At 70.8% G+C, this 24,011-nt stretch carries 25 protein-coding genes; 18 read left to right on the top strand and 7 right to left on the bottom strand.

Annotated features, from left to right (window positions below):
* Positions 1-2: 2 nt before the first annotated feature.
* Positions 3-1,463: an MFS transporter gene (locus BLR91_RS12635; RefSeq protein ID WP_089874920.1), complete on the bottom strand. Its 1,461-nt coding sequence runs from the start codon at positions 1,461-1,463 to the stop codon at positions 3-5.
* A gap of 42 nt (positions 1,464-1,505) precedes the next feature.
* Between BLR91_RS12635 and BLR91_RS12630 the strand changes: the two genes are divergently transcribed.
* The 6 genes from BLR91_RS12630 to BLR91_RS12605 all read left to right on the top strand — a co-directional run bounded on the left by BLR91_RS12630 (position 1,506) and on the right by BLR91_RS12605 (position 5,282).
* A complete protein-coding gene (locus BLR91_RS12630; RefSeq protein WP_018190148.1) occupies positions 1,506-2,027 on the top strand; it encodes a phosphoribosyltransferase in 522 nt (173 codons plus the stop codon).
* Positions 2,028-2,035: 8 nt separating this feature from the next.
* Positions 2,036-2,728 (top strand): uracil-DNA glycosylase, encoded by a 693-nt coding sequence (locus BLR91_RS12625; RefSeq protein ID WP_172823215.1) that lies wholly within the window; start codon positions 2,036-2,038, stop codon positions 2,726-2,728.
* A 34-nt stretch (positions 2,729-2,762) separates the two neighbouring features.
* Positions 2,763-3,341 (top strand): GNAT family N-acetyltransferase, encoded by a 579-nt coding sequence (locus BLR91_RS12620; RefSeq protein WP_172823214.1) that lies wholly within the window; start codon positions 2,763-2,765, stop codon positions 3,339-3,341.
* 114 nt (positions 3,342-3,455) lie between these two features.
* Positions 3,456-4,481: a hypothetical protein gene (locus BLR91_RS12615; RefSeq protein ID WP_089874925.1), complete on the top strand. Its 1,026-nt coding sequence runs from the start codon at positions 3,456-3,458 to the stop codon at positions 4,479-4,481.
* 19 nt (positions 4,482-4,500) lie between these two features.
* Positions 4,501-5,052, top strand: coding sequence for a DUF2781 domain-containing protein (locus BLR91_RS12610; protein WP_089874927.1), 552 nt, complete (start codon positions 4,501-4,503; stop codon positions 5,050-5,052).
* Positions 5,052-5,282: a hypothetical protein gene (locus BLR91_RS12605; RefSeq protein WP_089874929.1), complete on the top strand. Its 231-nt coding sequence runs from the start codon at positions 5,052-5,054 to the stop codon at positions 5,280-5,282. Before BLR91_RS12610 ends, BLR91_RS12605 begins: the two co-directional genes overlap by 1 nt.
* A 7-nt stretch (positions 5,283-5,289) precedes the next feature.
* On the opposite strand, the gene BLR91_RS12600 is transcribed toward BLR91_RS12605, so the two are convergent.
* The 4 genes from BLR91_RS12600 to BLR91_RS12585 all read right to left on the bottom strand — a co-directional run bounded on the left by BLR91_RS12600 (position 5,290) and on the right by BLR91_RS12585 (position 7,947).
* Entirely contained in the window at positions 5,290-5,634 is a 345-nt protein-coding gene (locus tag BLR91_RS12600; RefSeq protein ID WP_442911219.1) for a DMT family transporter, read from the bottom strand.
* A gap of 206 nt (positions 5,635-5,840) precedes the next feature.
* Complete coding sequence (locus BLR91_RS12595; RefSeq protein WP_089874934.1) at positions 5,841-6,614, bottom strand: hypothetical protein; 774 nt, start codon at positions 6,612-6,614, stop codon at positions 5,841-5,843.
* Positions 6,611-7,528, bottom strand: a complete 918-nt coding sequence (locus tag BLR91_RS12590) for an ABC transporter ATP-binding protein (RefSeq protein WP_089874936.1) — start codon at positions 7,526-7,528, stop codon at positions 6,611-6,613. Before BLR91_RS12590 ends, BLR91_RS12595 begins: the two co-directional genes overlap by 4 nt.
* Positions 7,525-7,947: a GntR family transcriptional regulator gene (locus BLR91_RS12585; RefSeq protein WP_018190157.1), complete on the bottom strand. Its 423-nt coding sequence runs from the start codon at positions 7,945-7,947 to the stop codon at positions 7,525-7,527. Before BLR91_RS12585 ends, BLR91_RS12590 begins: the two co-directional genes overlap by 4 nt.
* A gap of 124 nt (positions 7,948-8,071) precedes the next feature.
* On the opposite strand from BLR91_RS12585, the gene BLR91_RS12580 reads away from it, so the two are divergent.
* From BLR91_RS12580 to BLR91_RS12570, 3 genes are all read left to right on the top strand, one after another.
* On the top strand, positions 8,072-9,214 hold the full coding sequence (locus BLR91_RS12580; protein ID WP_231918903.1) for an alpha/beta hydrolase family protein: 1,143 nt from the start codon (positions 8,072-8,074) through the stop codon (positions 9,212-9,214).
* Positions 9,215-9,223: 9 nt separating this feature from the next.
* Positions 9,224-10,651, top strand: coding sequence for an amidase (locus BLR91_RS12575; RefSeq protein WP_089874940.1), 1,428 nt, complete (start codon positions 9,224-9,226; stop codon positions 10,649-10,651).
* Positions 10,652-10,729: 78 nt separating this feature from the next.
* Positions 10,730-12,106, top strand: coding sequence for a pyridoxal phosphate-dependent decarboxylase family protein (locus BLR91_RS12570; RefSeq protein ID WP_089874942.1), 1,377 nt, complete (start codon positions 10,730-10,732; stop codon positions 12,104-12,106).
* 12 nt (positions 12,107-12,118) lie between these two features.
* On the opposite strand, the gene BLR91_RS12565 is transcribed toward BLR91_RS12570, so the two are convergent.
* Positions 12,119-13,915: a gamma-glutamyltransferase family protein gene (locus BLR91_RS12565; RefSeq protein WP_089874944.1), complete on the bottom strand. Its 1,797-nt coding sequence runs from the start codon at positions 13,913-13,915 to the stop codon at positions 12,119-12,121.
* A gap of 2 nt (positions 13,916-13,917) precedes the next feature.
* A complete protein-coding gene (locus tag BLR91_RS12560; RefSeq protein WP_089874946.1) occupies positions 13,918-14,292 on the bottom strand; it encodes a DUF1844 domain-containing protein in 375 nt (124 codons plus the stop codon).
* Between the two features lie 268 nt (positions 14,293-14,560).
* Between BLR91_RS12560 and infC the strand changes: the two genes are divergently transcribed.
* The 9 genes from infC to argB all read left to right on the top strand — a co-directional run bounded on the left by infC (position 14,561) and on the right by argB (position 24,008).
* Positions 14,561-15,217 (top strand): translation initiation factor IF-3, encoded by a 657-nt coding sequence (infC, locus tag BLR91_RS12555; RefSeq protein ID WP_081626596.1) that lies wholly within the window; start codon positions 14,561-14,563, stop codon positions 15,215-15,217.
* Positions 15,217-15,411, top strand: a complete 195-nt coding sequence (gene rpmI / locus BLR91_RS12550; protein ID WP_018190164.1) for a 50S ribosomal protein L35 — start codon at positions 15,217-15,219, stop codon at positions 15,409-15,411. The genes infC and rpmI overlap by 1 nt, the downstream gene beginning before the upstream one ends.
* Before the next feature lie 33 nt (positions 15,412-15,444).
* Positions 15,445-15,837, top strand: a complete 393-nt coding sequence (gene rplT / locus BLR91_RS12545; RefSeq protein WP_026307091.1) for a 50S ribosomal protein L20 — start codon at positions 15,445-15,447, stop codon at positions 15,835-15,837.
* A gap of 154 nt (positions 15,838-15,991) precedes the next feature.
* Entirely contained in the window at positions 15,992-16,792 is an 801-nt protein-coding gene (locus BLR91_RS12540) for a TrmH family RNA methyltransferase (RefSeq protein ID WP_089874947.1), read from the top strand.
* A gap of 85 nt (positions 16,793-16,877) precedes the next feature.
* Positions 16,878-17,918: a phenylalanine--tRNA ligase subunit alpha gene (pheS, locus tag BLR91_RS12535; RefSeq protein WP_089881395.1), complete on the top strand. Its 1,041-nt coding sequence runs from the start codon at positions 16,878-16,880 to the stop codon at positions 17,916-17,918.
* Positions 17,918-20,461, top strand: coding sequence for a phenylalanine--tRNA ligase subunit beta (gene pheT, locus BLR91_RS12530; protein ID WP_089874949.1), 2,544 nt, complete (start codon positions 17,918-17,920; stop codon positions 20,459-20,461). Before pheS ends, pheT begins: the two co-directional genes overlap by 1 nt.
* A gap of 331 nt (positions 20,462-20,792) precedes the next feature.
* Entirely contained in the window at positions 20,793-21,851 is a 1,059-nt protein-coding gene (gene argC, locus BLR91_RS12525) for an N-acetyl-gamma-glutamyl-phosphate reductase (RefSeq protein ID WP_089874951.1), read from the top strand.
* Between the two features lie 55 nt (positions 21,852-21,906).
* Positions 21,907-23,061 carry a bifunctional glutamate N-acetyltransferase/amino-acid acetyltransferase ArgJ gene (gene argJ / locus BLR91_RS12520; protein WP_089874953.1) on the top strand — a complete coding sequence of 385 codons (1,155 nt, stop codon included), beginning with the start codon at positions 21,907-21,909 and terminating at the stop codon, positions 23,059-23,061.
* Positions 23,061-24,008 carry an acetylglutamate kinase gene (gene argB / locus BLR91_RS12515; RefSeq protein ID WP_089874955.1) on the top strand — a complete coding sequence of 316 codons (948 nt, stop codon included), beginning with the start codon at positions 23,061-23,063 and terminating at the stop codon, positions 24,006-24,008. Before argJ ends, argB begins: the two co-directional genes overlap by 1 nt.
* Positions 24,009-24,011: the final 3 nt, after the last annotated feature.

Genomic DNA, 24,011 nt, shown 5'->3' with positions numbered 1-24,011 from the left:
GGTCACTCCAGGGCGGGTTCGGGATCCGCGAACGCGAGCCGCGGCACGAAGAAGAGGAGCACCGCGGCGACGAGAGCGCCGAGGCCGCAGATGGTCCAGACGAGCATGTAGCCGAAGAGGCTGGCGGCCGTGGCCGTCACGGTGGCGGCGCCGGCGAGCAGCACGACGCCGAAGACGGCGGATGCGAACGATCCGCCGATGGTCTTGGTGGTGTTCGTCAGGGCGGTGGCGACGCCGGTCTGCCCGCGCGGTGCGGCGGCCGCGGCTGCGGCGGGGAGCGCGCCGACGAGCGCTCCGGAGCCGATTCCGGCGATCGCCATGTTGGTGAACACCTCCCAGGTCTGGAGGTGGAACGGCAGGAACATCAGGTACCCGATCGCCACGAGGAAGGCGGCGCCGATCAGGGTCACCCGCGGCGTCAGCCAGGACGACACGAGCGGGAACAGCAGCGCTCCGACGATCATCGAGATGAGGTACGCGCCGATCAGGATGCTGCGCTGGCCGGCCGAGAGCCCGAGCCCGTAGCCGTTCGCCGGATCCGTGCCCGCATACGTGCTGAGCGGCGCCTGCGCGCCGAGGAGGCTGATCCCGATCAGGCCGGCGGTGAGCTGCACCGGCCACATGGTGGGGCGCCGGAGGACGCGCAGGTCGATGGCGGGGTCGGCCTGGCGCAGCTCCCAGCGCCCGAACGGGAGGAACGCGAGCACGCCGACGGCGATGAGCACCCACACCCACCACGTCCCGACCCCGTTGAGGCGGAGGAACGTGAGCCCGGAGGTGATCAGCAGCAGGCCGAGCGCCAGCAGGCTGAAGCCGACGCCGTCGAGGCTGCGGCCGGGGACGGGCTCAGACTCGGGAACGCCGAAGAGGATCGCGAAGAATACGAGCGTGACCGCCACCGCCGGCACCAGGAGGGTGAGCGTCACATCCCCGCCGAGCGCCTCGAAGAGCAGTCCGGCGCCCACCGCGCCGACGATCGCCCCGGCCTCCAGGGCGACGACGAGCAGACCGGCCGCCCGTCGCGTGCCCGACGCGGCCGTCCCGGTGCGGCGTCCACGGTCGAAGATCAGGGCGACCTCCAGCGGAAGCCAGACCACATAGAAGCCCTGCAGCGCGAACGCCAGCAGATAGGTCGTGAAGTCGCCCGCGAAGGCGAGCCACCACGTCGAGAGGGCGGTAACGGCGGTGGCGATGAGCAGGATCCGCTTGTGCCCGAACATGTCGCCGAGCTTCGCCAGCACGGGCACCACCAGGGCGGAGACGAGCAGCTGGGCGGCCTCGAACCAGTTGTAGTCGGCGTCGTGGATGCCGAGATGCTTCACGATGTCGGAGATCAGCGGGACGTAGTACCCCTGCAGGATGCCGCTGGTCAGCTCGACGAGGGCGAGCCAGCCGATCAGGCCCGCCGTGGTGCCGATCACGACCGCCGCCCGGCGTTGGGCCGACGTCTTCTCCGAAGTCATGCGCGGATGCTAACACCCGGGTGGCCCCGGTACGGTAGAGCAATGGCCAGCGAACTCGACGATTCCGGTGCAGACGTCCTTCAGGAGGCGGAACGGGAGGTCCTCGGCTGGTTGGAGTTCGGTGAAGCATCACGTCATCTGGCCGGCGAGGTCGTCGAGTCCGGGTTCGAGCCGGACATGGTGGTCGCGATCGCCCGCGGCGGCCTGCTGCTCGCCGGAGCCATCTCGTATGCCCTCGGCATCAAGGCGTGCGGCGCCCTGAACGTCGAGTTCTACACGGGCGTCGACACGCGTCTCCCCGAGCCCGTCGTCCTCCCGCCGATGCTCGACTCCGCGGCCCTGCAGTCGAAGCGCGTCCTGCTCGTCGACGACGTGTCCGACTCCGGCCGGACCCTCGCGATGGTCGTCGACCTGATCGCGGCCTCCGGCGCGGACGTCCGCACCGTGTGCCTCTACTCCAAGCCGCGGACCGTGCTCGAGCCCGACTTCGTCTGGCGACGCACCGACCGCTGGATCACCTTCCCGTGGTCCGCCCTCCCGCCGGTGACGGCCGCGACCCACTGAGCGGGACCGTGCCGAAGACGCTGGCGGAGCTGGCCGCCGACGGTTCGATGGACCCGGGATGGGCGGCCGCCCTCGAGCCGGTCGCCGACCGCATCGCCGCGATGGGCGACTTCCTCCGCGCCGAGGTGGCTGCCGGGCGCCCCTACCTGCCCGCCGGCGACGCCGTCCTGCGGGCGTTCCGCGCTCCGCTCGCCGACGTCCGCGTGCTGATCGTCGGACAGGACCCGTACCCGACGCCCGGGCATCCCATCGGGCTGTCGTTCGCCGTCGACCGGCACGTGCGCCCGCTGCCGCGCAGCCTCCAGAACATCTACCGCGAGCTGCGCGACGATCTGGGCGTGGTGCCGCCTCCGCACGGCGACCTGGGCGCGTGGGCCGACCACGGGGTCATGCTGCTCAACAGGGTGCTCACGGTCCGGCCAGGGGAGCCGGCTTCGCACCGCGGGAAGGGATGGGAGGCCGTGACGGAGCACGCCATCCGCTCGCTCGTCGCGCGCGGCCGGCCGTTCGTGTCCATCCTGTGGGGGAGGGATGCGGCGACGCTCACTCCGCTGCTCGACGGCAACCCGGTGATCGAGTCGGCGCACCCCAGCCCGCTGTCGGCGTCGCGCGGCTTCTTCGGGTCGAAGCCCTTCTCGCGCGCCAACGCCCTGCTCACGAAGCTGGGCGAGAAACCGGTCGACTGGTCGCTCGAACCGTAACCCGCACGCAATACGCGCGACGTAGGCTTGACGGGTGCTGGAAGAGGAATACCAGGAACGTCGGGTGCTGCCGCGGCACCTGCGGAAGCCCGCGCCCACGGAGGCGCCGTTCGAGTACGCGATCCGCGAGGCGCGGCCCGAGGATCTCCCGCACATCCGTGAGATCTACAACCACTATGTGGCCAACAGCACCGTCACCTTCGACGAGGATGCGATGACGCTGCGCGAGTGGAAGAGCAAGTACGCTTACCTCAAGAAGCTCGGGATGCCGTTCATCGTCGCCGAGTCGCCCTCCGGCCAGATCCTCGGGTACGCGCTGGTGCAGCCGTGGAAGCAGAAGCGCGCGTACCGGTTCACGGTCGAGAACTCGATCTACCTGGGCGCCGCATCCACCGGCAAGGGCCTCGGTCCGGTCATGATGCAGGAGCTGATCGACCGATCCAAGGCGGCGGGTCTCAAGGAGATCATCGCGGTGATCGCCGACAAGGGCGCAGAGGCGTCCATCCGGATGCACGAGAACTTCGGGTTCACCGAGATCGGCCGGATGGGCCGCGTCGGCTACAAGTTCGATCGCTGGCTCGGCACGGTGCTGATGCAGAAGTCGCTGAAGTAACGCTTCGGCAACGCCCGGTATCACGGGCTCGGGCATCCACTAGCGTTCTCCTGAGCGCCCGTTCCGGGCGCATGCCGAGGGGGGAATATGAACGGCCGCATTGCTCGAAGTCTCGTGGTTTCCGCTGCGCTGGCGCTGATCCTGACCGGATGTGCACACAGCGTTCCCGGGGCTCAGCCGACGCCTCATACGGCGTCGCCCACTCCGACGCCGACCCCGGTCATCACGACGCAGCCCGTCCGCGTCCCGACCACGTGCGACCAGCTCGTGCCGGCGGGAGTGCTCGCGCGGATCGGTACGGGTCTCGTTCCCGAGGAGGCGTCGCACACCCCGTACCTGTCGTCGTGGATGAACGAACGCGTCGGCGCGCTCACCTGTTCGTGGTCGAACGGTGCGGGCGACTCCAGCGCCGACCTTCTGCGACTCGTCGTGACGATCGGCCCCGAGGTCACGCGCGAGGGCTTCGAGGGATTCCTCAACGGAGAGCAGGGCTCAGGGATCCACTACCCGGCGGGCGGACCGGACTCGTACACGTTGCGGGTGCAGGACAGGCCCGTCGGCTTCCTTTTCCTGACCCCGCACTACGGGGTCGCCGCGAATCTCGTGGCCGGCCTGGGTGCACACTTCCCGTCCGACGCGGACGCCATCGCCCTGAGCCAGGTCTCCGGCGTGGTCTCCGCTCTCGCATCCCCTGGTCCGCTGTGGACGCCGTCTCCGACCCTGACCGGCGCGACGGGATGCGACGGGCTGGCCACGGCGGACCAGCTCGGTTCTCTCGGCGGCCTGCCTTCCGCGCGGGTGGTCAAGAGCGATGCCGGGGAATACTCGGTGTCGCTCTTCGACATCGACCGCCAGGTCGGCGGGTACTGGTGCACGTGGCTGTCTGAGGATGCATCGGACACTGCCTCGATCAGCGTCAGCGTACTGCCAGGAGGGGCGGAGTACGCGAAGAAGGTGCGCCCAGCGGGATCCGTCGACGTTCCGGGAGTCGGGGCATCCGCGTACCGGAGCCCGGACGGCGAGCTGAATGTGATCGCGGACGGCGGCTGGGTACAGGTGCACGGCTACGACGGCGTCACGCCCGAGCAGCAGACGGCGTTGGCGAAACAGGTGCTCCTCAACGTCGGCTACACCGGCTGACGGGCGCTAGGCTCGCCGCGTGAGCACCGTGACCCCTGGAACCGCGACGAGCGGAGTCGCCACCGCACCGGTGACGCCCGCCAACCTGCCTCTGCGCAAGCGTCCGGTCGACATCTTCTTCATCGTGATGTTCTCGCTGTTCATCGTGACCTGCATCATCAGCGACGCGATCCCGACGCTCGGGATCCCGCAGACCGCGACGACGACGAACATCCTGGCGCAGTGGAACTACACGTACTCGTCGCAGTACGACCCGCTCTACATGCAGGAGCCGCTCTGGCTGCGGTTCATCACCGGGACGAGCGCCTTCGTCTATCTGCCGTTCTACGTGCTCCTGGTCATCTGCCTCGTGAAGGGCTTCAACTGGATCCAGCTGTTCGCCGTGATCTACGCGACGATGATCATCAGCCTCACGGCCATCCCGATCTTCGGGGTCGAGTTCTTCGGTCCGGTGGGGCAGCGCACGCCCAACCCGGTCGTCTTCCTGCTCTACAACGGGCCGTACGTGCTGGTGCCGTTGCTGCTGCTCATCCGGATGCGCAAACCGCTGCCGTTCACGAGGAGGTTCTGATGCCGCTGCTGGAAGACCTGACCGTCTACGAGGACGGCGATCGCTACGACGTCTACGACCACTCGTTCCCGGACGAGGATGCGGAGCTCGGCCGCGGCCGTCTGCTCGGCGCGGTGACCGTTACGCCGGAGGGGGAGTACATCCCGTCCGGGGAGGGCGCCCGCTACGAGTACATCGCCCCCGCCCGGACGCTGGACGAGGCGCTCGGCGCGTTCGTCGGCTCGGCCTGACCGACCGCTAGGCCGGGTGCTTCGCGCCCAGCTCGAGCAGTCCGACGCCGCCGATCACGAGCACCAGTCCGGCGATCTGCACCCAGGTGAGCGACTCCTTAAAGAACACCCAGGAGATGATCGCGATCGCCGCGACGCCGACGGCCGACCAGATCGCGTAGGCGATGCCGAGGGGCACGCCGCGGCCGAGAGCCAGGGACAGCGCGAAGAACGACGCGACGTAGCCCACGACGACGATGACGAAGGCCCACCACTTCGGGTTGTCGCCGGAGGTGAACTTGAGGAACGTCGTCGCGACGACCTCGGTCGCGATGGCGACGGCGAGAAACAGGTAGCCCAGCACGGAAGACACGCTAGCGAACGGTGAGCGGGATCTCGCATCCCGCTATGAGTTCACCGCACGTTCTGTCGCGCGTCGCAGGAGCGGCTTAGCCTGACCTCGACGACATCGTCGGACGGCGTGGAGACCGCGCCGGCCGAGTGAGGCCGATGGCATGAAACCGTGGCCGGGAGCGCGAGACTCCCGGCCACGTCCATGCCCGGCATCCGCCGGTCCGCTCAACTGCGCGGGGTCGCCCGCCCGAGCACCGCGTACCCGGCGATCGCCGCCACCGCGGTCGGGAGCAGTAGCCACGCGGAGACACCGAAGGGGCCGTTCGCGGCGAACCAGTCGCCCACAGCCGGCCAGCTCTGCGTGAGGGTGATCAGCGCGATGGCGCCGACCACGAGCAGGATGAAGACCGCACCGGCAGCGAGGATGCCGTTCATCCGCCAGCGCATGAAGAGCGCAGCGGAGAACGCACCGACGGCGAAGAAGAACAGCATGGCGGCGAACACCGTGAAGAGGCGGCCGCCCAGACTCTCCCCGTCGAAGTAGACCGACGTGAACAGGTGGCCGCCGAGGCCCCAGCCGTTCGTCCACTCCTCGATGGCCGACAGCAGGGTGAACCCGACGGCATAGCCGGCGGCGAGCATCAGGAAGGTCAGCCCGGAGCCGAGTGCGAAGTCGCGCCGCGTTGTGCTGTAGCCGAGCGCGAAGGGGAACGTCCCCGTGATGACCTGGGCGGCCACGACCAGCATGTAGACGAAGATGTAGAACGCTCCGCCGTTCCACTGCGTGCCGTCGACGGCGTCCGCACGGTCGGCCGGGGCGGCCGCAGCCCAGATGATCCACCAGATCAGCCAGTTCACCAGCCCGATGAAGAGCATGATCATGGCCGGGATCCAGATCACGGTCCACTTGTTGACGAGATTGAGGCGCACGACGCGCCAGACGCGGCGCCCCAGCGCGGGAGCGGCGATCAGCGCGGGTGCGGGGTTCGCGATGGTCATGCGGTCTGCTCGATTCCTGTCTCACGGACATCCGTCCTGCGGACGATCAACTGCTGGAGGGACACCGGCGCGAGTTCGAGCCCCGCTGCCGCTGCCTGGGAACGGTCGGAGGCGCTGAGGCCGGCGACGGTCACGGAGGCGAGGCCGCCGACGCCGTCGCGGTGCAGCACGTCGTGGGCCCGGACGAACTCGTCGACGGCTCCGCGCGGGCCCACCACGGTGGTGGCGGAGGTGCGCAGGGTCTCGGCGTCCTCATCCATCAGGATGCGGCCCTGGTCGATGACGATGACGTGCTCCAGGAGGTTCGCCACCTCGTCGATCAGGTGGGTCGAGAGCACCACGGTCCGTGGATGCTCGGAGAAGTCCTCGAGGAGGCGGTCGTAGAAGAGCTGGCGCGCGACGGCGTCCAGCCCGAGGTAGGGCTCGTCGAAGAACGTCAGCGGCGCGCGCGACGCCAGTCCGACGATCACGCCGATCGCCGACAGCTGCCCGCGGGAGAGCTTCTTGATGCGCCGGTTGAGGGGCAGCCGGAACTCGTCCACGAGCTGCTCCGCGTACTCGGCGTCCCAGTTCTCGAAGAACCAGGGCGCGCTGCGCAGGACGTGCTTCGGCTGGAAGTCCTCGGGGTACCGCTGGCTCTCTTTGATGAAGCAGACGTTCTGCAGCACGTGCGGGTTCTCGGTCGGCTTCTCGCCGAAGACGTGGATGTCGCCCTGCGTGGCGAAGTCCTGCCCGGTGATGAGCTGCATCAGCGTCGTCTTGCCTGCGCCGTTGCGGCCGAGGAGGCCGTGGATGCGGCCCGGCTTCATGGTGACGGACACGTCGTCGATCGCGGTGAACGATCCGAACCGTTTGGTCAGGCCCGACACCTGCACCGCCGGAGCGATGGAGGTCGGGGCGGGGGCGGCGCTCATGCGCTCACTCCTTTCGACGGGGACGCCGTCGGCGTCGTCTGGATGTGCGGGGTGGCCGGTCGCTCATCGGCGGCCGTCTGGATCATGCGGGTCAGCTGCTCTGCGCCGATGCCGAGCTTCGCGGCCTCGGCGAGCAGCGGGCGGAGGTACTCGTCGCTGAACGCGTCGCGGCGCTTGGCGACGAGCCGCTCGCGGGCGCCGTCGGAGACGAACATTCCGATGCCTCGTTTCTTGTAGAGGATTCCGTCGTCGACCAGGAGGTTCACGCCCTTGCCCGCCGTCGCCGGGTTGATCCGGTAAAAGGCGGCGAACTCGTTCGTGGACGGCACCTGGGTCTCGGCGGGGTAGACCCCGTCGATGATGTCGTCTTCGATCTGCTCGGCGATCTGGACGAAGATCGGCTTGCCTTCGTCGATCACGCGAGCTTCACCGGTTCATTACTCATGTAACTAACCAACCAGGCTGAAGTGGCAATGTCAAGAGCCGGTTTCCGCGTCACGAAGCGGCACCTCGTCTCGTCCCCCGGGTATGGGGTGGATTCTCGTGGCCGTCGCAGCGGCCGGCCTGCTCTGGGCCGGCGGGCTGTGGTGCGTCCGGCGTGCCCGAGTCGCGCTCGCGCGTGCAATCGTCGCGCCCGGCCCGCGGCCGCAGACCCGCATCCACGGCAGCACCGACACGACCGTCACGCTCGAGGCCGACCGGCGCACGCTCCACCGGGGCCAGTTCGGCCTCTGGTTCGGCGACGGCGGGCACGCCGTCGTCGGTCACGCCGTCGCCTACGACCGCGACGCGGGAACCGTCGCCCGAGAACTGCTGGAGGTCACCGGCGACCTGTCGGCGGCGGACGAGGGGGTGTGGACGGGACACCTCCACCCCGATCCGGCCGCGCTCCGGCGGCGATACGGGGAGGTTCTGCTCCCGGTGCCGGGCGGAGCGGCGCCGGCGTGGGTGATCGTGCCGGAGGAGCCCCGGCATCCGGTCACCTGGGCCATCCACATCCACGGGCACAACAGCACGCGCGTGACGGCCCTCCGCTCCGTGCCGGCGACGGACGCGCTCGGCATGACCTCCCTGGTCGTCTCGTTCCGCGGCGACGGGGAGGGGCCGACCGTGCCGGGCGGCGCCTCCCAGCTCGGGCAGAGCGAATGGGAGGACGTGGATGCGGCGATCGCCTTCGCGCTCGCGCACGGCGCCGAGCGGGTAGTGCTCGTCGGCTGGTCGCTCGGGGGAGCGCTCGCACTGCAGCTCTCCGAGCGGAGCGCGCACCGGGCGGCCATCGATCGGCTCGTGCTCGTCGCGCCGGTCACCGACTGGCGCGCGGCGATCCGCAACGTGGCAGCCGAGCGCGGGCTTCCCGGGTGGGTCGGGTCGCTCGCGATCCGGGCGCTCGCCGATCCGGTCGCGGCCGCGAAGTCGGGCCTGCCCGAGCCGATCGACTTCGACCTGCTCGACTGGTCGCGACCGGGGAGACTCACCGTCCCGACACTCGTGCTGCACTCCGATGGCGACCGCGAAGTGCCGCTGTCGTCGTCCCTCCTGTTCGCCATGGCCAACCCGCGCCTGGTCCGGCTCGTGGAACTCCCTCCCGCCGAGCACACGTGGGAGTACAACGTCGACCCCGCTGCGTTCAACGTCGCCGTGATCGAGTTCCTGCAGCCGGCGCGGGAGGACGGCGCGGTCGGCTAGCCTGGCCCCATGGCCGACCTCCACGAGCTGACGGCGCTCGCACTCTGGCAGGAACTCCAGTCCGGGCGGGTGTCGCCCCGGGAGCTCGCCACTCACTACCTGGACCGCATCGAACGCCTGAACCCCGAGCTGGGAGCATTCGTCACCGTCACCCGCGAGCGGGCTCTCGAGCGGGCCGACGAGGTGGCCGAGCGCGTGCCCAAGACCGCCCCGCTGTGGGGGCTGCCCTCCGGCGACAAAGACCTGTGGATGCGCGCCGGCGTTCCCACCGGGTTCGGCTCCCGCGCGATGGCCGGCTTCGTTCCCGACACGAGCGACGAGATCGTCGAGACCCTCGATGCGGCGGGTGCGGTGAGCCTCGGCAAGACGAACGCGCCCGAGTTCGGGCTCCCGGCCTACACGGAGTCGCTCGCCGCGCCGCCCGCCCGCAACCCCTGGAATCCGGACCTCGGCGCTGGCGGGTCCAGCGGCGGGGCCGCGGTCGCGGTGGCGGCCGGGATGCTGCCCTTCGCCCCCGGGTCCGACGGCGGCGGCAGCATCCGCATCCCCGCCGCCGCGTGTGGACTCGTCGGACTGAAGCCCTCCCGCGGGCTGGTGCCCGCCGGCAGCGGGATCGAGTCGCTCGCGGGGCTCGTCGTCGACGGGCCGATCGCGCGCACCACGGCGGATGCGGCGCTGCTGCTCGACGGGATCATAGCGAAGCGCAACGGCCGGATCGACCACCACTACACGCTGCGCGCGCCCTACGACGACGATGGTCCGTTCCTCGGGACCGCCGTGCGCGGGGAGGGCAGGTTCCAGCTCGGCGTGATGACGACGTCCGCCTGGGACAGCGCCTACGACATCCACCTCTCGCCGGAGGCGCGCGAGGCGCTCGCCGTGGCCGTCGATGCCGTCTCGGCCCTCGGGCATGGCGTCGAGGAGACGGCGCTCGAGCCGGACGACACATACGCTCCGGCGTTCCGCACGATCTGGCAGGCGGGCGCGGCGCGCATCCCGGCCGAGGGGGAGACGCTCGCGCTGCTCGAGCCGCTGACGGCGTGGCTGGTCGGGCGCGGCCGCGCGCTCAGCGCCCGCGAGCTCAGCGAGGCCCTTTCGGCGCTCACCGCGTACGAGCGGTCCTTCATCCGCCAGCTGTCGTCGTTCGACGCCGTGCTGACGCCCGCGATGGCGCTCACCCCGCGCCCGGTCGGCTGGTACGACCAGGAGGACGGGGAGCGCAACTTCGAGCAGCAGGTGCAGTACACGCCCTTCACGTCCATGCTGAACGTCACCGGCCTCCCGGCGATCGTCCTCCCGGTGTCGCAGACCGCCGACGGCCTGCCGATGGGTGTGCAGCTGATCGGGCGCCCCGGCGGCGAGCGGACGCTGCTCTCGCTGGCCGCGCAGCTGGAGCGCCGCCTCCGCTGGACGGATCGCCGCCCGCCCGTCTGGTGACGAGGCGCTCGACGGCGCGGCATTCGGCCCCCGAAACGCAGCATCAACGAGCACCACGGGCCGCACTAGCATGCGCGTGTGACTGATCCGGAGGGATTTCGGGAGCCGCTCGACGAAGCGGTGCGGTCGGCGGAGCGTTGGCTCGGCGGCATCCGCGACGGGCGCATCCCGCCCGAGACCGACGTGGAGCGGGTGAAGGATGCGCTGGGCCGCGCCCTGCCCGACCGCGGCCCGGCCCCCGTCGAGGTTATCCGCAGGATGTCGGCGGCGATCGAGCCGGGGCTCATGCGCATCCACTCGCCCCGGTTCCACGGCTGGGTGATGGGAGGCGCGCAGCCGGTCGCGTTGGCCGCCGACTGGCTGACGTCGGCGTGGGACCAGAACACGGGTCTCCGCTCCGTCACGCCCGGTGTCGCCGGCGCGGAGGAGCTCGCGGCCGAGTGGCTCCTCGACCTGCTCGCGCTGCCCGACACCGCGGAAGTGGGGTTCGTCACGGGCGCGACGGTCGCGAACGTCGTCGGACTGACCTGCGGCCGCGACGAACTGCTGCGACGGGCCGGATGGGACCCAGGCGACGGGTTGGCGGGGTCGCCGCGCATCCGCGTGCTGGTCGGCGCCGAGCGGCACGGCTCGGTGGACAGTGCCGCCCACCTCGCCGGGCTCGGGCGCGGGAGGGTCGTGGCGGCCGACGCGCAGGGGCGGATGCTGCCGGACGCCCTGCGCGAGGCCCTGGCGGACGGCGATGGCCCGGCACTCGTCGTGCTGCAGGCGGGCAACATCCACTCGGGCGCGTTCGACCCGTTCGCGGAACTGATCGAGATTGCGCACGACGCCGGCGCCTGGGTGCACGTGGACGGCGCCTTCGGGCTCTGGGCCGCCGCCGCCCCGGGCCTGCGCGCGCTGACCGACGGCATCGAGGGTGCGGACTCGTGGGCGACGGATGCGCACAAGACCCTGAGCGTCCCCTACGACTGCGGCATCGCGGTCGTCGCCGACCCCGCCGCCCTGCACAGTGCGATGGCCCAGCACGCGGCGTACCTCGCCTCCTCCGCCGACGTGGCCGACCCGAGCGACCGCGTCCCGGAGCTGTCTCGCCGCGCCCGCGGGCTGACGACGTACGCGACGCTCGCGCAACTCGGCCGCCTCGGCGTGGCCGAGCTGGTCCAGCAGCTGGCGGACGCGGCGACGGTGATCGCCCACGGCATCCGCGGCATGCCCGGTGCGGAGGTGCTCAACGAGGTCGTCTACACGCAGGTGTGCGCGTCCTTCGGGAGCGACGACCGCACTCGCGGGGTCGGGGCGGCGCTCCTCACCGATGGTGTCGCCCTCGCCTCCCCGTCCACCTGGCAGGGCCGGGCCGTCTTGCGCTTCTCCGTCAGCAACTGGCTGACCGACGCGGAGGAGGCGGGCCGAACGGTCGCCGCCGTCCGTCGCGCGGTCGAGGCCGTGGCCTGACGCGCCGCGAGGTCAGCGACCGGCCGCGTAGCCCTGCTGGCCGCGCGGGTTGGCGGCGGCGCTCAGCACGCCCGTCTGCGGGTCGCGGCCGACGGACGACAGGCGGCCCAGCGTCCACTCGCCGGCGCGGGTGACTTGGTGGCCGCGCGCCTCCAGACCCGCGATGACGTCGTCGCCGAGGCGATCCTCGACCACCGCGCCGGCGGGAACCCAGGTGCGCGGCCAGAACGACTCCGCGATGGAGGTGGTGTGCAGCGCCGGAGCGTCGACGGCCTGCTGCGGGGAGTAGCCGCCCACGATCGTGCGCAGCAGGTACAGCAGTTGCCACTGATCCTGCTGGTCGCCGCCGGGGGAGCCGAGTGCGGTCACCGGGACGCCGTCGCGCAGCACCAGGGTCGGCGTCAGCGTCGTGCGGGGCCGGCGCCCGGCCGTCAGGGTGGACGCGGAGCCCTCCTCCAGCCAGGTCATCTGCAGGCGGGTGCCGAGGCAGAACCCCAGCTCCGGGATGGTCGGGGACGACTGCAACCAGCCGCCGGACGGCGTCGCCGAGACGATGTTGCCCCAGCGGTCCACGACGTCGATGTGGCAGGTGTCTCCGCGCGTCTCGCCGGTCCGCGACACCGTCGGCTCTCCGACGCCCTCCGCCGCGACGCCGGACGGCGGGGTGTACGCCGTGCGCAGTGGCGGTGTGAAGGGCTCGCGGCCGGGGAGCACCCCCGGGCGGAACTCGGCGGACGCCCGGTCGCCGATCAGCGCGCGACGCTCGGCCGCATAGGCGGGCGAGAGCAGCGTGCCGAGGGGCACATCGTCGTCGCCGAAGTAGGCGTCGCGGTCGGCGTAGGCGAGCTTCTGCGCCTCCAGCACCGTGTGCGCGCCGAGCTCGGTCGACGGATCGAGGCGGTCGTCGTCGAAGCCGTCCAGGATGGCGAGGGTCGCGAGCAGTGCCGGCCCCTGGCTCCACGCGGCTGTCTTCGCGATGGTGTTCCCGCGGAACTCGAGGGTCACCGCCGGCTCGTACGACGCGCGGTACCCCGCGAAGTCCGACGCCGCGATGACGCCGGCATGGTCGCCTCCGTCGGAATGGCGGTGCGGGGTGCGCACGAACTCCTCGACGGCCCGGGCGACGAATCCCGTCGCCCACTCCGTGCGCGCCGCCTCGATCCGCTCCTCCCGGCTCGCTGCGCCGTCGCCCGCGGCGATGAGGCCGCGCAGCACCCGCGCATACGCCGGGTCGACGATCAGCTCGCCGGGCACCGGGATGCGGCCGCCGGGCATCCAGCGCTCGGCCGACGTCGGCCAGTGCTCGGTGAACAGGGGTGCGACGCGTTCGATCGTCGCGCACACCCGCTCGAGTACGGGATGCCCACCCTCGGCGTAACCGATGGCGAACGCGAGCACGTCCGCGAGCTCCCAGGTGCCGTGGTCCTTCAGCAGGAGGAGCCACGCATCCACCGCGCCGGGGACGGCCGTGGCCAGCGCGCCGGAACCGGGCACCAGTTCGAGCCCCTCGGCGAGGTAATGCTCGCGGGTTGCTCCGGCGGGTGCGGGGCCCTGGCCGGACAGCACGACCGGCGTCGGGTCCTCCGCCGTGGCGAAGAGCGCCACGAGGTCGCCGCCCGGGCCATTCAGGTGCGGTTCGACGACGTGCAGCACGAAGGCGCCCGCCGCTGCCGCATCGAAGGCGTTGCCGCCGCGCTCCAGCACGGCCTGGGCGGCCGCTGTCGCGAGCCAGTGCGTCGACGCGCTCATGCCGAACGTCCCCTGCAGGGTGGGACGCGTCGTGAACGCGGGAGGCGGCGTGAACGCCATGGTCAGCTGACCGGGCCGGTGTACTTCTCGCCGGGGCCCTCGCCGATCTCGTCCGGGATCGCGGACGCCTCGCGGAAGGCCAGCTGCAGCGAGCGGAGTCCGTCGCGGAGGCTCCTGGCGTGCTGGTCGCCCACGTGCGGCGCGCTCGCCGTGACGAGGCCGGCGAGGGCGTCGATCAGCTTGCGCGCCTCATCCAGATCCGTCTGGTGCTCCGGGTCGTCCGCGAGGCCGCACTTGACGGCGGCGGCACTCATCAGGTGCACTGCGGTGGTGGTGATCACCTCGACGGCGGGCACCTCGGCGATGTCACGGGTGGCCTCGGCCACACCATCCTCGTCGTGGCCGGAGTCGTCGAAGGTGAAGGATGTGTCGCTCACTGCATTCCTCTGTTAGAATCGTTCGGGCTCCGGGACTTCTGTCCCGGTACGAAAGTGGAGATTCCTCCCACCCGCGCTTGACCGTTTTATAGGTTACCGGGTCGTTGCACTCCGCCACCGCGTGCGAACGCGAGGGTAGTCAGGGTGCTGTACCAGGCCTGTGATCGTCAGATCGCAGGCCACGCTGGTGCGTGGAACCTCCTCTTTCGCCGGACCGTCACCGACGGCCCGTGGCTCGCGAAGAATCGCTTGATCAGAGGAGACAGACATCAGCGAACCCCGTACGAATGACCGTATCCGCGTCCCCGAAGTACGACTCGTCGGCCCCAGCGGAGAGCAGGTCGGTGTCGTCAAGATCGAGGTCGCATTGCGACTCGCGCAGGAGGCCGACCTCGACCTGGTCGAAGTCGCGCCCAACTCCAAGCCGCCGGTCGCCAAGATCATGGACTACGGCAAGTTCAAGTACGAGGCTGCGCAGAAGGCCAAGGAGGCCCGGCGCAACCAGGCGAACACGATCCTCAAAGAGGTCCGTTTCCGCCTCAAGATCGACAAGCACGACTACGAGACCAAGCGCAAGCGCGCCGAAGGCTTCCTGAAGTCCGGCGACAAGGTGAAGGCCATGATCCTCTTCCGAGGCCGCGAGCAGTCGCGTCCGGAGCAGGGCGTGCGTCTGCTGCAGCGCTTCGCGGAGGACGTCGCCGAGCTCGGCACGGTGGAGTCCAACCCCACGATCGACGGGCGCAACATGGTGATGATCATCAGCCCGGTGAAGAACAAGTCCGAGGCCAAGGCCGAGGCCAACGCAGTACGTGCCGCTACCAAGGCGCGCGCCCAGGGGCGCGACCAGGACGCGGTTGCTGAGACAGCCGACGCTGCTCAGTCCGACGAGAGTTCGCCCGCCCAGGCGACGAACGAGGAGAAGTAATGCCCAAGCAGAAGACCCACTCCGGCGCCAAGAAGCGCTTCAAGATCACCGGCAGCGGCAAGGTCATGAAGCAGCAGTCCGGCATGCGCCACAACCTGGAGCTCAAGTCCAGCCGTCGCACCCGCCGGCTGAACCAGGAGCAGGTCGTCCCCGAGGTGGACGCCAAGGTCATCCGCCGGATGCTCGGCAAGTAACCCCCGACACGCACTTAAGAAGGAAATCGACTAATGGCAAGAGTGAAGAGGGCGGTCAACGCCCACAAGAAGCGTCGGGTCATCCTCGAGCGCGCCGAGGGCTACCGCGGTCAGCGGTCGCGCCTGTACCGCAAGGCCAAGGAGCAGGTCACCCACTCCCTGGTCTACTCCTACAACGACCGCCGCAAGCGCAAGGGCGACTTCCGTCGTCTGTGGATCCAGCGGATCAACGCGGCCTCCCGCGCCAACGGCCTCACCTACAACCGCTTCATCCAGGGCCTGGCCCTGGCGGGCGTCGAGGTGGACCGTCGCATCCTCGCCGAGCTGGCCGTGAACGAGCCCGCGACCTTCGCGGCCCTCGTCGAGACCGCCAAGAAGGCACTGCCGGCCGACACGTCGGCCCCGAAGGCGGACGCCGCGGCGTAACACACGCATCCACGAACGGCCCGGTCGACTCACGTCGGCCGGGCCGTTCTGCGTGCCGCGGGACTGCTGTGGGTCGCAACACGCCGTTATGGCCTGGTCATAACGGCGTGTTGCGACCCACGGGCGCGGGGCCGTCCGCCCCTAAGCTGGTGCCATGCTGGACAACCCGCGCTCACCGCGCGTCAGGGCCGTCGCCAAGCTCGCCAAGCGCCCGGCCCGTGCCGAGACCGGGCTGTTCCTCCTGGAGGGGCCGCAGGCCGTCGAGGAGGCCCTCGCCTTCCGTCCGGAACTCGTCGTCGATCTGTTCGCGACGCCGACGGCGCTCGAGCGGTACCCGGAGATCGCCCGCGCGGCGGCCGACGCCGGGATCGAGGTGGAGTTCGTCTCCGAGCACGTGCTGGATGCGATGGCCGACACCGTCACGCCGCAGGGGTTCGTGGCCGTGGCGCGGCAGTTCCCGACCTCGATCCGCGACATCTTCGCCGGCTCGCCCCGGCTCGTCGCCGTGCTCGAGGAGGTGCGCGATCCCGGAAACGCGGGCACGATCATCCGCGCGGCCGACTCGGCGGGGGCGGATGCGGTGGTGCTGAGCGGCCGCACGGTCGACCTCTACAACCCCAAGGTGGTCCGTTCGACGACCGGATCTCTCTTCCACCTGCCGGTCGCAGTCGGCGCCGACCTGGGCGACGTCGTCGGACGGGCGCACACTGCGGGCCTGCAGGTGCTCGCGGCTGACATCAAGGGGGAGGACCTCTTGTCCGCCCGCCGTGACGGCGAGCTGGCGCGGCCGACCGCGTGGGTGTTCGGCAACGAGGCGCATGGGCTCGCCGACGAGCTGCTCGAGCTCGTGGATCGGGTGGTCACCGTCCCGATCTACGGCAAGGCCGAGTCGATGAACCTGGCGACGGCCGCCTCCGTCTGCCTGTACGAGTCGGCGTTCGCACAGCGCTCCTGAGCGCGATTTCTCCACAGACAGGCTCCATCCACAGGCCGGTCGCCGCGCCGAGACCGCGGGCTCGCGCCGACTAGACTGGGTGACCGTGTCAGATTCCACGGAGATCACCGAATCCGCGGTCGAGTCGGCGGTCAGCGCGGCGCTCGCCGCGATCGACGCCGCACACGACTCGGCGGCCCTGAAGGCGGTGCGCCACGACCACACGGCCGAGGGTTCGCCCCTCGCCCGGCTGAACGCGAGCATCCGTTCGCTCCCGGGCGATCAGAAGGCGGCCGCGGGCAAGCTCGTCGGCGGCGCACGCGCACGCGTCACCCAGGCGTTCACCGCCAAGGAGGCCGAGATCGCCGCGGCGGAGGAGGCGGCTCAGCTCACCGCCGAGGCCGTCGACGTCACGGCGCTCCCGTCGCGCTGGACGCCCGGCGCCCGGCACCCGCTCAGCCTGCTCCAGGAGCGCATCGCCGATGTCTTCGTGGGCATGGGCTGGGAGGTCGCGGAGGGCCCGGAGCTCGAGAGCGAGTGGTACAACTTCGACGCGCTCAACTTCGACGCCGACCACCCGGCGCGCGCCATGCAGGACACCTTCTTCGTCGAGCCGACGGACGCGCACCTCGTGATGCGCACGCACACCTCCCCGGTGCAGCTGCGCGCCCTGCTGGGCGACGACCTGCCGGTGTACCGGATCGCCCCGGGCCGGGTCTTCCGCACCGACGAGTTCGACGCGACGCACCTCCCGGTGTTCCACCAGACGGAGGGCATCGCGGTCGACAAGGGCCTCACCATGGCCCACCTGCGCGGAACGCTCGACCACTTCGTCAAGACGCTGTTCGGCGACGAGGCGCGCGTGCGCCTGCGCCCCAACTACTTCCCGTTCACCGAGCCGAGCGCAGAGCTCGACCTGTGGCATCCCACGTTCAAGGGAGGCGCCCGCTGGATCGAGTGGGGCGGCTGCGGCATGGTCAACCCCAACGTCCTGCGCTCCGCCGGCATCGACCCGGACGTCTACTCCGGCTTCGCGTTCGGGATGGGCGTTGAGCGGGCCCTGATGTTCCGCAACGACGTCAAGGACATGCGCGACATGGCCGAGGGCGATGTCCGGTTCTCCCAGCAGTTCGGAATGGTGGTCTGATGCGCGTCCCCCTGAGTTGGCTCGGCGAGTTCGTCGACCTGGAGCCCGGCACGACCCCGGAGGAGGTGCACGCCGCCCTCGTGTCCGTCGGACTCGAGGAGGAGGACATCCACACCTTCGAGCTGAGCGGCCCGATCGTGGTGGGCCAGGTGCTCGAGTTCGTCGAGGAGCCGCAGAGCAACGGCAAGACCATCCGCTGGTGCCAGGTGCGCGTCGCCCCCGAGGGTCAGAGCGCCGCCGACGGCGGTGCCGACGTGCGCGGCATCGTCTGCGGCGCCCGCAACTTCTTCGAGGGTGACAAGGTCGTCGTGACCCTGCCCGGCGCCGTGCTGCCCGGTCCGTTCCCGATCGCCGCGCGGAAGACCTACGGGCACGTCTCCGACGGGATGATCGCCTCGGCCCGCGAGCTCGGCCTCGGTGAGGACCACGACGGCATCCTCCGCCTGTCGACGCTCGGTCTCGACCCGGAGGTGGGGACGGACGCCGTTGCCCTCCTCGGGCTGGACGACGCTGCCGTTGAGGTCAACGTCACGCCCGACCGCGGGTACGCGTTCTCGATCCGCGGCATCGCCCGCGAGTACTCGCACGCGACCGGCGCGGCCTTCCGCGACCCGGCCGATGCGGTGCCCGTCGGTTCCGTGGCCGATCACCCGAGCGGCTTCAGCGTGACGGTCGACGACACCGCGCCGATCCGCGGCCGTGTCGGCGCGAGCGTCTTCGTGACCCGCGTCGTCCGTGACGTCGACGGGTCCCGCCCAACCCCGCCGTGGATGATCGCGCGCCTCAAGCTCGCCGGCATCCGGTCGATCTCGCTCATCGTCGACATCACCAACTACGTCATGCTCGAGCTCGGCCAGCCGATCCACGGCTACGACCTCGACAAGCTGTCCGGCGGCATCGTCGTGCGACGCGCGACGCCGGGGGAGAAGCTCGTCACCCTCGACGACCAGACCCGCACCCTCGACCCGGAAGACCTCGTCATCTCCGACGACTCCGGCGCGATCGGCCTGGCGGGCGTCATGGGCGGCGCCTCCACCGAGATCGGCGACGGCACTCGCAACGTGCTCATCGAGGCCGCCAACTTCGACCCGGTGTCGATCGCGCGGACGGCACGCCGTCACAAGCTGCCCAGCGAGGCGTCCAAGCGCTTCGAGCGCGGGGTCGACCCGCAGGTCGCCGTCGCCGCGGCGGCACGCGTCGTCCAGCTGCTCGAGCAGCTCGCCGGCGGCCGCGCGGATGACCTCGGCTCGCTGCTGGACGCCTCGGAGACCGCCGAGGCCATCCGCCTGCCGAAGGGGTACATCGCCTCGCTGATCGGCGTCGACTTCACCGACGACGAGGTGCGCGGAGCGCTCGCCGAGATCGGCGGGACGGTGACCGAGTCGGGCGACGACCTGCTGGTCGTGCCGCCGACGTGGCGACCCGACCTCCGCGACAAGTCCGATCTGGCGGAGGAGGTCGCCCGCATCGTCGGCTACGACCGCATCCCGTCGGTGCTGCCGGTCGCGCCTCCCGGCCGTGGGCTCACGCGCGAGCAGCGCCTGCGTCGCGCCGTCGCGCAGACGCTCGCCGACAATGGCGCAACCGAGGTGCTGTCCTTCCCGTTCGTGAGCGAGGCCCAGAACGACCTCTTCGGCTCCGCCGAGGCGGGCGGCGTGCTCGCCGTACGGCTGGCGAACGCGCTCGACGCCACCGCGCCGTACCTGCGCACGTCGTTGCTGCCTGGCCTGCTGGATGCGGCCAAGCGCAACCTCGCGCGCGGGCTCGTCGACCTCAAGGTCTACGAGCTGGGCACCGTCTTCCGCCCCTCGGAGGGGTCGATCGGCAGCGAGACGCTCCCGCCGGGCGCCGCGCTTCCCGGAGCCGACATCCTCGCCGGGCTGAACGCGGGCATCCCGGCGCAGCCGCGCCACCTCGCGGGCCTCGTCGTCGGCAACGCCGTCGAGAAGCAGCCGGGCCTGACCGCCGTGCCGGCCGGACTGGTGGATGCGCTCGACATGGTGCGGCAGACCGCCGCAGCCGTCGGCGTGACGGTCGACCTCGTGCAGTCATCTCACCAGGCGCTGCACCCGGGCCGCACGGCGCGCCTGGTCGCCCTCGGCGCCGACGGAGCCGAGGTCCCGGTCGGCTACGCCGGAGAGCTGCTCCCGGCCCTGGCCCACGACCTCGACCTGCCACGCGTCGTCGCCGTGTTCGAGCTCGACCTCGACGCTCTGATCGCCGTTGCACCGGTCGACATCGTCGCCGGTGTCATCGCGGGCTTCCCGGCCGCGACGCAGGACCTCTCGCTCGTCGTGCGCGAGGACGTCCCGGCAGGAGAGCTGCTTCGCGCCGTCCGCGCGGGTGCCGGTGAGCTGCTCGAAGACATCCGGCTGGTCGACGACTATCGCGGCCCAGGACTCCCGGACGGGCACAAGAGCCTGACCTTCGCTCTGCGCTTCCGCGCGGACGACCGCACCCTCACCGCCGCCGAGGCGAGCGAGGCCAAGCTGGCCGGAGCCGCGCGCGCCGGCGAGCTGTTCGGCGCCACGATCCGCGAGTAGCCGTCACGCGATCCCGACGCGACACACCCGACCGGTCCCGGACCGCAGCGAGACACATCCCTTCGCCGCGGACCCGGACCGGTCGCGTGCATACCGGTCGCGTGCATCCCGGTCCGGATTTGGTGACCGCCCGGGCAGGAGCGCTAGGGTTGTCCCATGCTTTCCGTCCGGTGCACCGTTTCGACGCGTGCGGCTCTCGCCGCCCGCGCCATGCGCCGACGCCTGCGCGACCGCCGAAGCTAGGCGGCGTTCCGGGCGGTCCTGACCAGTGGATCGACGTGGGCGCCGCCGTCGCCGAGACAACCGTCGTCCACTCGAACAAGGAACAAGCATGACTTTCTCGGTCGCCGTCGCAGGCGCTTCCGGATACGCGGGCGGTGAACTGCTGCGCATCCTCGCCGGGCACCCCGATTTCGAGGTCCGCACCGTCACCGCGCACCAGAATGCGGGCCATCCGCTGATCGCGCACCAGCCGCACCTGCGCTCGCTCGCGCACCTCACCCTGCAGGAGACGAGCCCGGAGACGCTCAGCGGGCACGACGTCGTCTTCCTGGCGCTCCCGCATGGCACGTCCGGCGAGATCGCGGCGCAGCTGCCGGACGACACGGTCGTGGTCGACTGCGGCGCCGACCACCGGCTGGAGGACCCGGCCGACTGGGCGGCGTTCTACGGCGGCGAGCACTTCGGCGCCTGGGCGTACGGCGTGCCGGAGCTGCCCGTTGGCAGTGGCGCCGCAGTGTCGGGCAAGCAGCGCGACCACCTCGTCGGCGCACGGCGGATCGCCGCTCCCGGCTGCAACGCGAGCGCGGTCTCTCTCGCCCTCGCTCCCGGCATCCAGGCCGGGCTGATCGATGACGAGGACATCGTGGCGGTTCTCGCGGTCGGCCCGTCGGGCGCGGGCAAGTCGCTGAAGACGATGTATCTGGCCAGCGAGATTCTCGGCTCCGCCAACCCGTATGCGGTGGGCGGAACGCACAGGCACATCCCCGAGATCCAGCAGAACCTGCGGAAGGCGGGCGCCGGATCGCCGACGCTGTCGTTCACGCCGGTGCTGGTGCCGATGTCACGCGGGATCCTCGCGACCTCGACCGCGCGGGTGAAGCCCGGCGTCACCGCCGCCCAGGTCCAGGCCGCGTGGGAGGAGGCGTACGCCGGGGAGCCGTTCGTGCAGGTGCTGCCGGCAGGCGTGGTGCCGCGCACCTCCGACGTGCTCGGAGCGAACACCGTGCTGATCGGAGTGGCGCTGGATGCCGCAGCGGGCCGGGTCGTGACCGTGCTCGCGATCGACAATCTGTACAAGGGGACGGCCGGAGCGGCCATCCAATCCGTCAACATCGCCCTCGGACTCGACGAGACCGCGGGCCTGACCGTGAACGGAGTCGCACCGTGACGCGAACGTTGAGCCCTGCCCAGACGGCGGAACCGCCGGCGACGGGAGCACACTCGTGAGCGTCACCGCAGCCTCCGGGTTCGCCGCGGCGGGCGTCGTCGCCGGCCTCAAGGCCAGCGGGCGGCGCGACCTCGCCCTCGTGAAGAACCTCGGCCCGCTGAACGCTGCGGCCGCGGTCTTCACCACCAACAGGTGCAAGGCCAACCCGGTGCTCTGGAGCGAGCAGGTCATCCAAGACGGCGTGGTCTCCGCCATCGTCCTCAACTCGGGCGGGGCCAATTGCTACACCGGCTCGCAGGGCTTCCAGGTGACGCACGCGACCGCCGAGGCCGTCGCCACCGAACTGAGGGTCTCGGCCGGTGACGTCCTCGTCTGCTCGACCGGTCTGATCGGCGACCAGTTGCCGCTGGACAAGTTGGTCGCCGGTGTCTCGACGGCCGCCAACGCGCTCGCCCGCGATGCCGGCCTCGGCGCGGCGGAGGCCATCATGACCACCGACACCCGCGCCAAGGAGGCGCAGTTCCGCTCGCCGAACGGCTGGACGGTCGGCGGCATGGCGAAGGGCGCCGGGATGCTCGCGCCCGGTCTCGCCACCATGCTCGTCGTCATCACGACCGATGCCGTGCGGACCTCTGACCAGTTGGATGCGGCCCTACGCCGGGCGACGCGCGTCACGTTCGACCGCCTCGACTCGGACGGCTGCATGTCGACCAACGACACCGTCGCGCTCCTCGCCTCCGGAGCGAGCGGTGTCGAGCCGGGCGACGACGAGTTCGCGCGTGCGCTCACGGACGTCTGCCGCGACCTTGCCGAGCAGCTGCAGGCCGATGCGGAGGGCGCGTCCCACGACATCGCGATCGAGGTCGTGAACGCCGCCAGCGAGGACGACGCGGTCGTCGTCGGCCGGGCGGTGTCGCGCAGCAACCTGTTCAAGGCCGCGATCTTCGGTAACGACCCCAACTGGGGCCGCGTGCTCGCCGCCGTCGGCACGACCGACGCCGAGTTCGACCCGTACGGGATCGACGTCGCGATCAACGGCGTGCAGGTGTGCACGGCGGGCGAGCCCGACCAGCCCCGCGAGCTGGTGGACCTGACGCCGCGCGCGGTCCACATCCTCATCGACCTGCACGCGGGCGAGGAGACGGCGACCATCCTGACCAACGACCTCACGCACGATTACGTGCACGAGAACAGCGCGTACGCCAGCTGATGACCGCGACGGACGACATGGACACCGACCAGACCGAGAGAGACCTGGCTGCGGACGCAGCCGAACGCGACCACGCGGCCGCGGCGGCGAAGGCCGAGACCCTCATCGAGTCGCTGCCGTGGCTCAAGACCTTCCACGACCGCATCATCGTGGTGAAGTTCGGCGGCAACGCCATGGTGAACGAGGAGTTGCAGCGCACCTTCGCCGAGGACATGGTCTACCTGCGTTACGCCGGTCTCCGCCCGGTCGTCGTGCACGGCGGGGGTCCGCAGATCTCCGCCATGCTCGACCGGCTCGGCATCGACTCGGAGTTCCGCGGCGGCTACCGCGTCACGACCCCGGAGGCCATGGAGGTCGTCCGGATGGTGCTGACCGGGCAGATCAACCGCGACATCGTGGGCAACATCAACAAGCACGGCCCGCTCGCGGCAGGACTTTCGGGCGAGGACGCCGGGCTCTTCCAGGGCCGGCGCCGCGCGGCGGTGATCGACGGCGAAGAGGTCGACCTCGGCCTCGTCGGAGACGTCGTCGCTGTGGATCCCGAGGCCGTGCTGGCGCAGCTGGCCGCCGGACGCATCCCCGTCGTGTCGTCGATCGCGCCGGACATCGACGACGCGGCCCAGGCGCTCAACGTCAACGCGGATGCGGCGGCGGCGGCGCTCGCGGTCGCGCTGGGGGCCGCCAAGCTGGTGATCCTGACGGACGTCGCCGGGCTGTACAGCGACTGGCCGAACCGCGACTCGCTGCTGTCGAAGATCGGTGCGGACGAGCTCCGCGACCTGCTGCCGTCGCTGGAATCGGGCATGATCCCGAAGATGGCGGCGTGCCTCGACGCGGTCGACGGTGGAGTGGAGAAAGCGGCGATCATCGACGGGCGGGTGCCGCACTCGATCCTGCTCGAGGTGTTCACGCAGTCCGGCATCGGGACGGAGGTGGTGCCCGCGTGAGCG

It is taken from the genome of Leifsonia sp. 466MF (assembly GCF_900100265.1).
In the GTDB taxonomy this organism is placed as follows: Bacteria; Actinomycetota; Actinomycetes; order Actinomycetales; family Microbacteriaceae; genus Leifsonia.
Note: the sequence above shows the minus strand (reverse complement) of the source record. Positions and strands in the feature narration are given on the sequence as shown.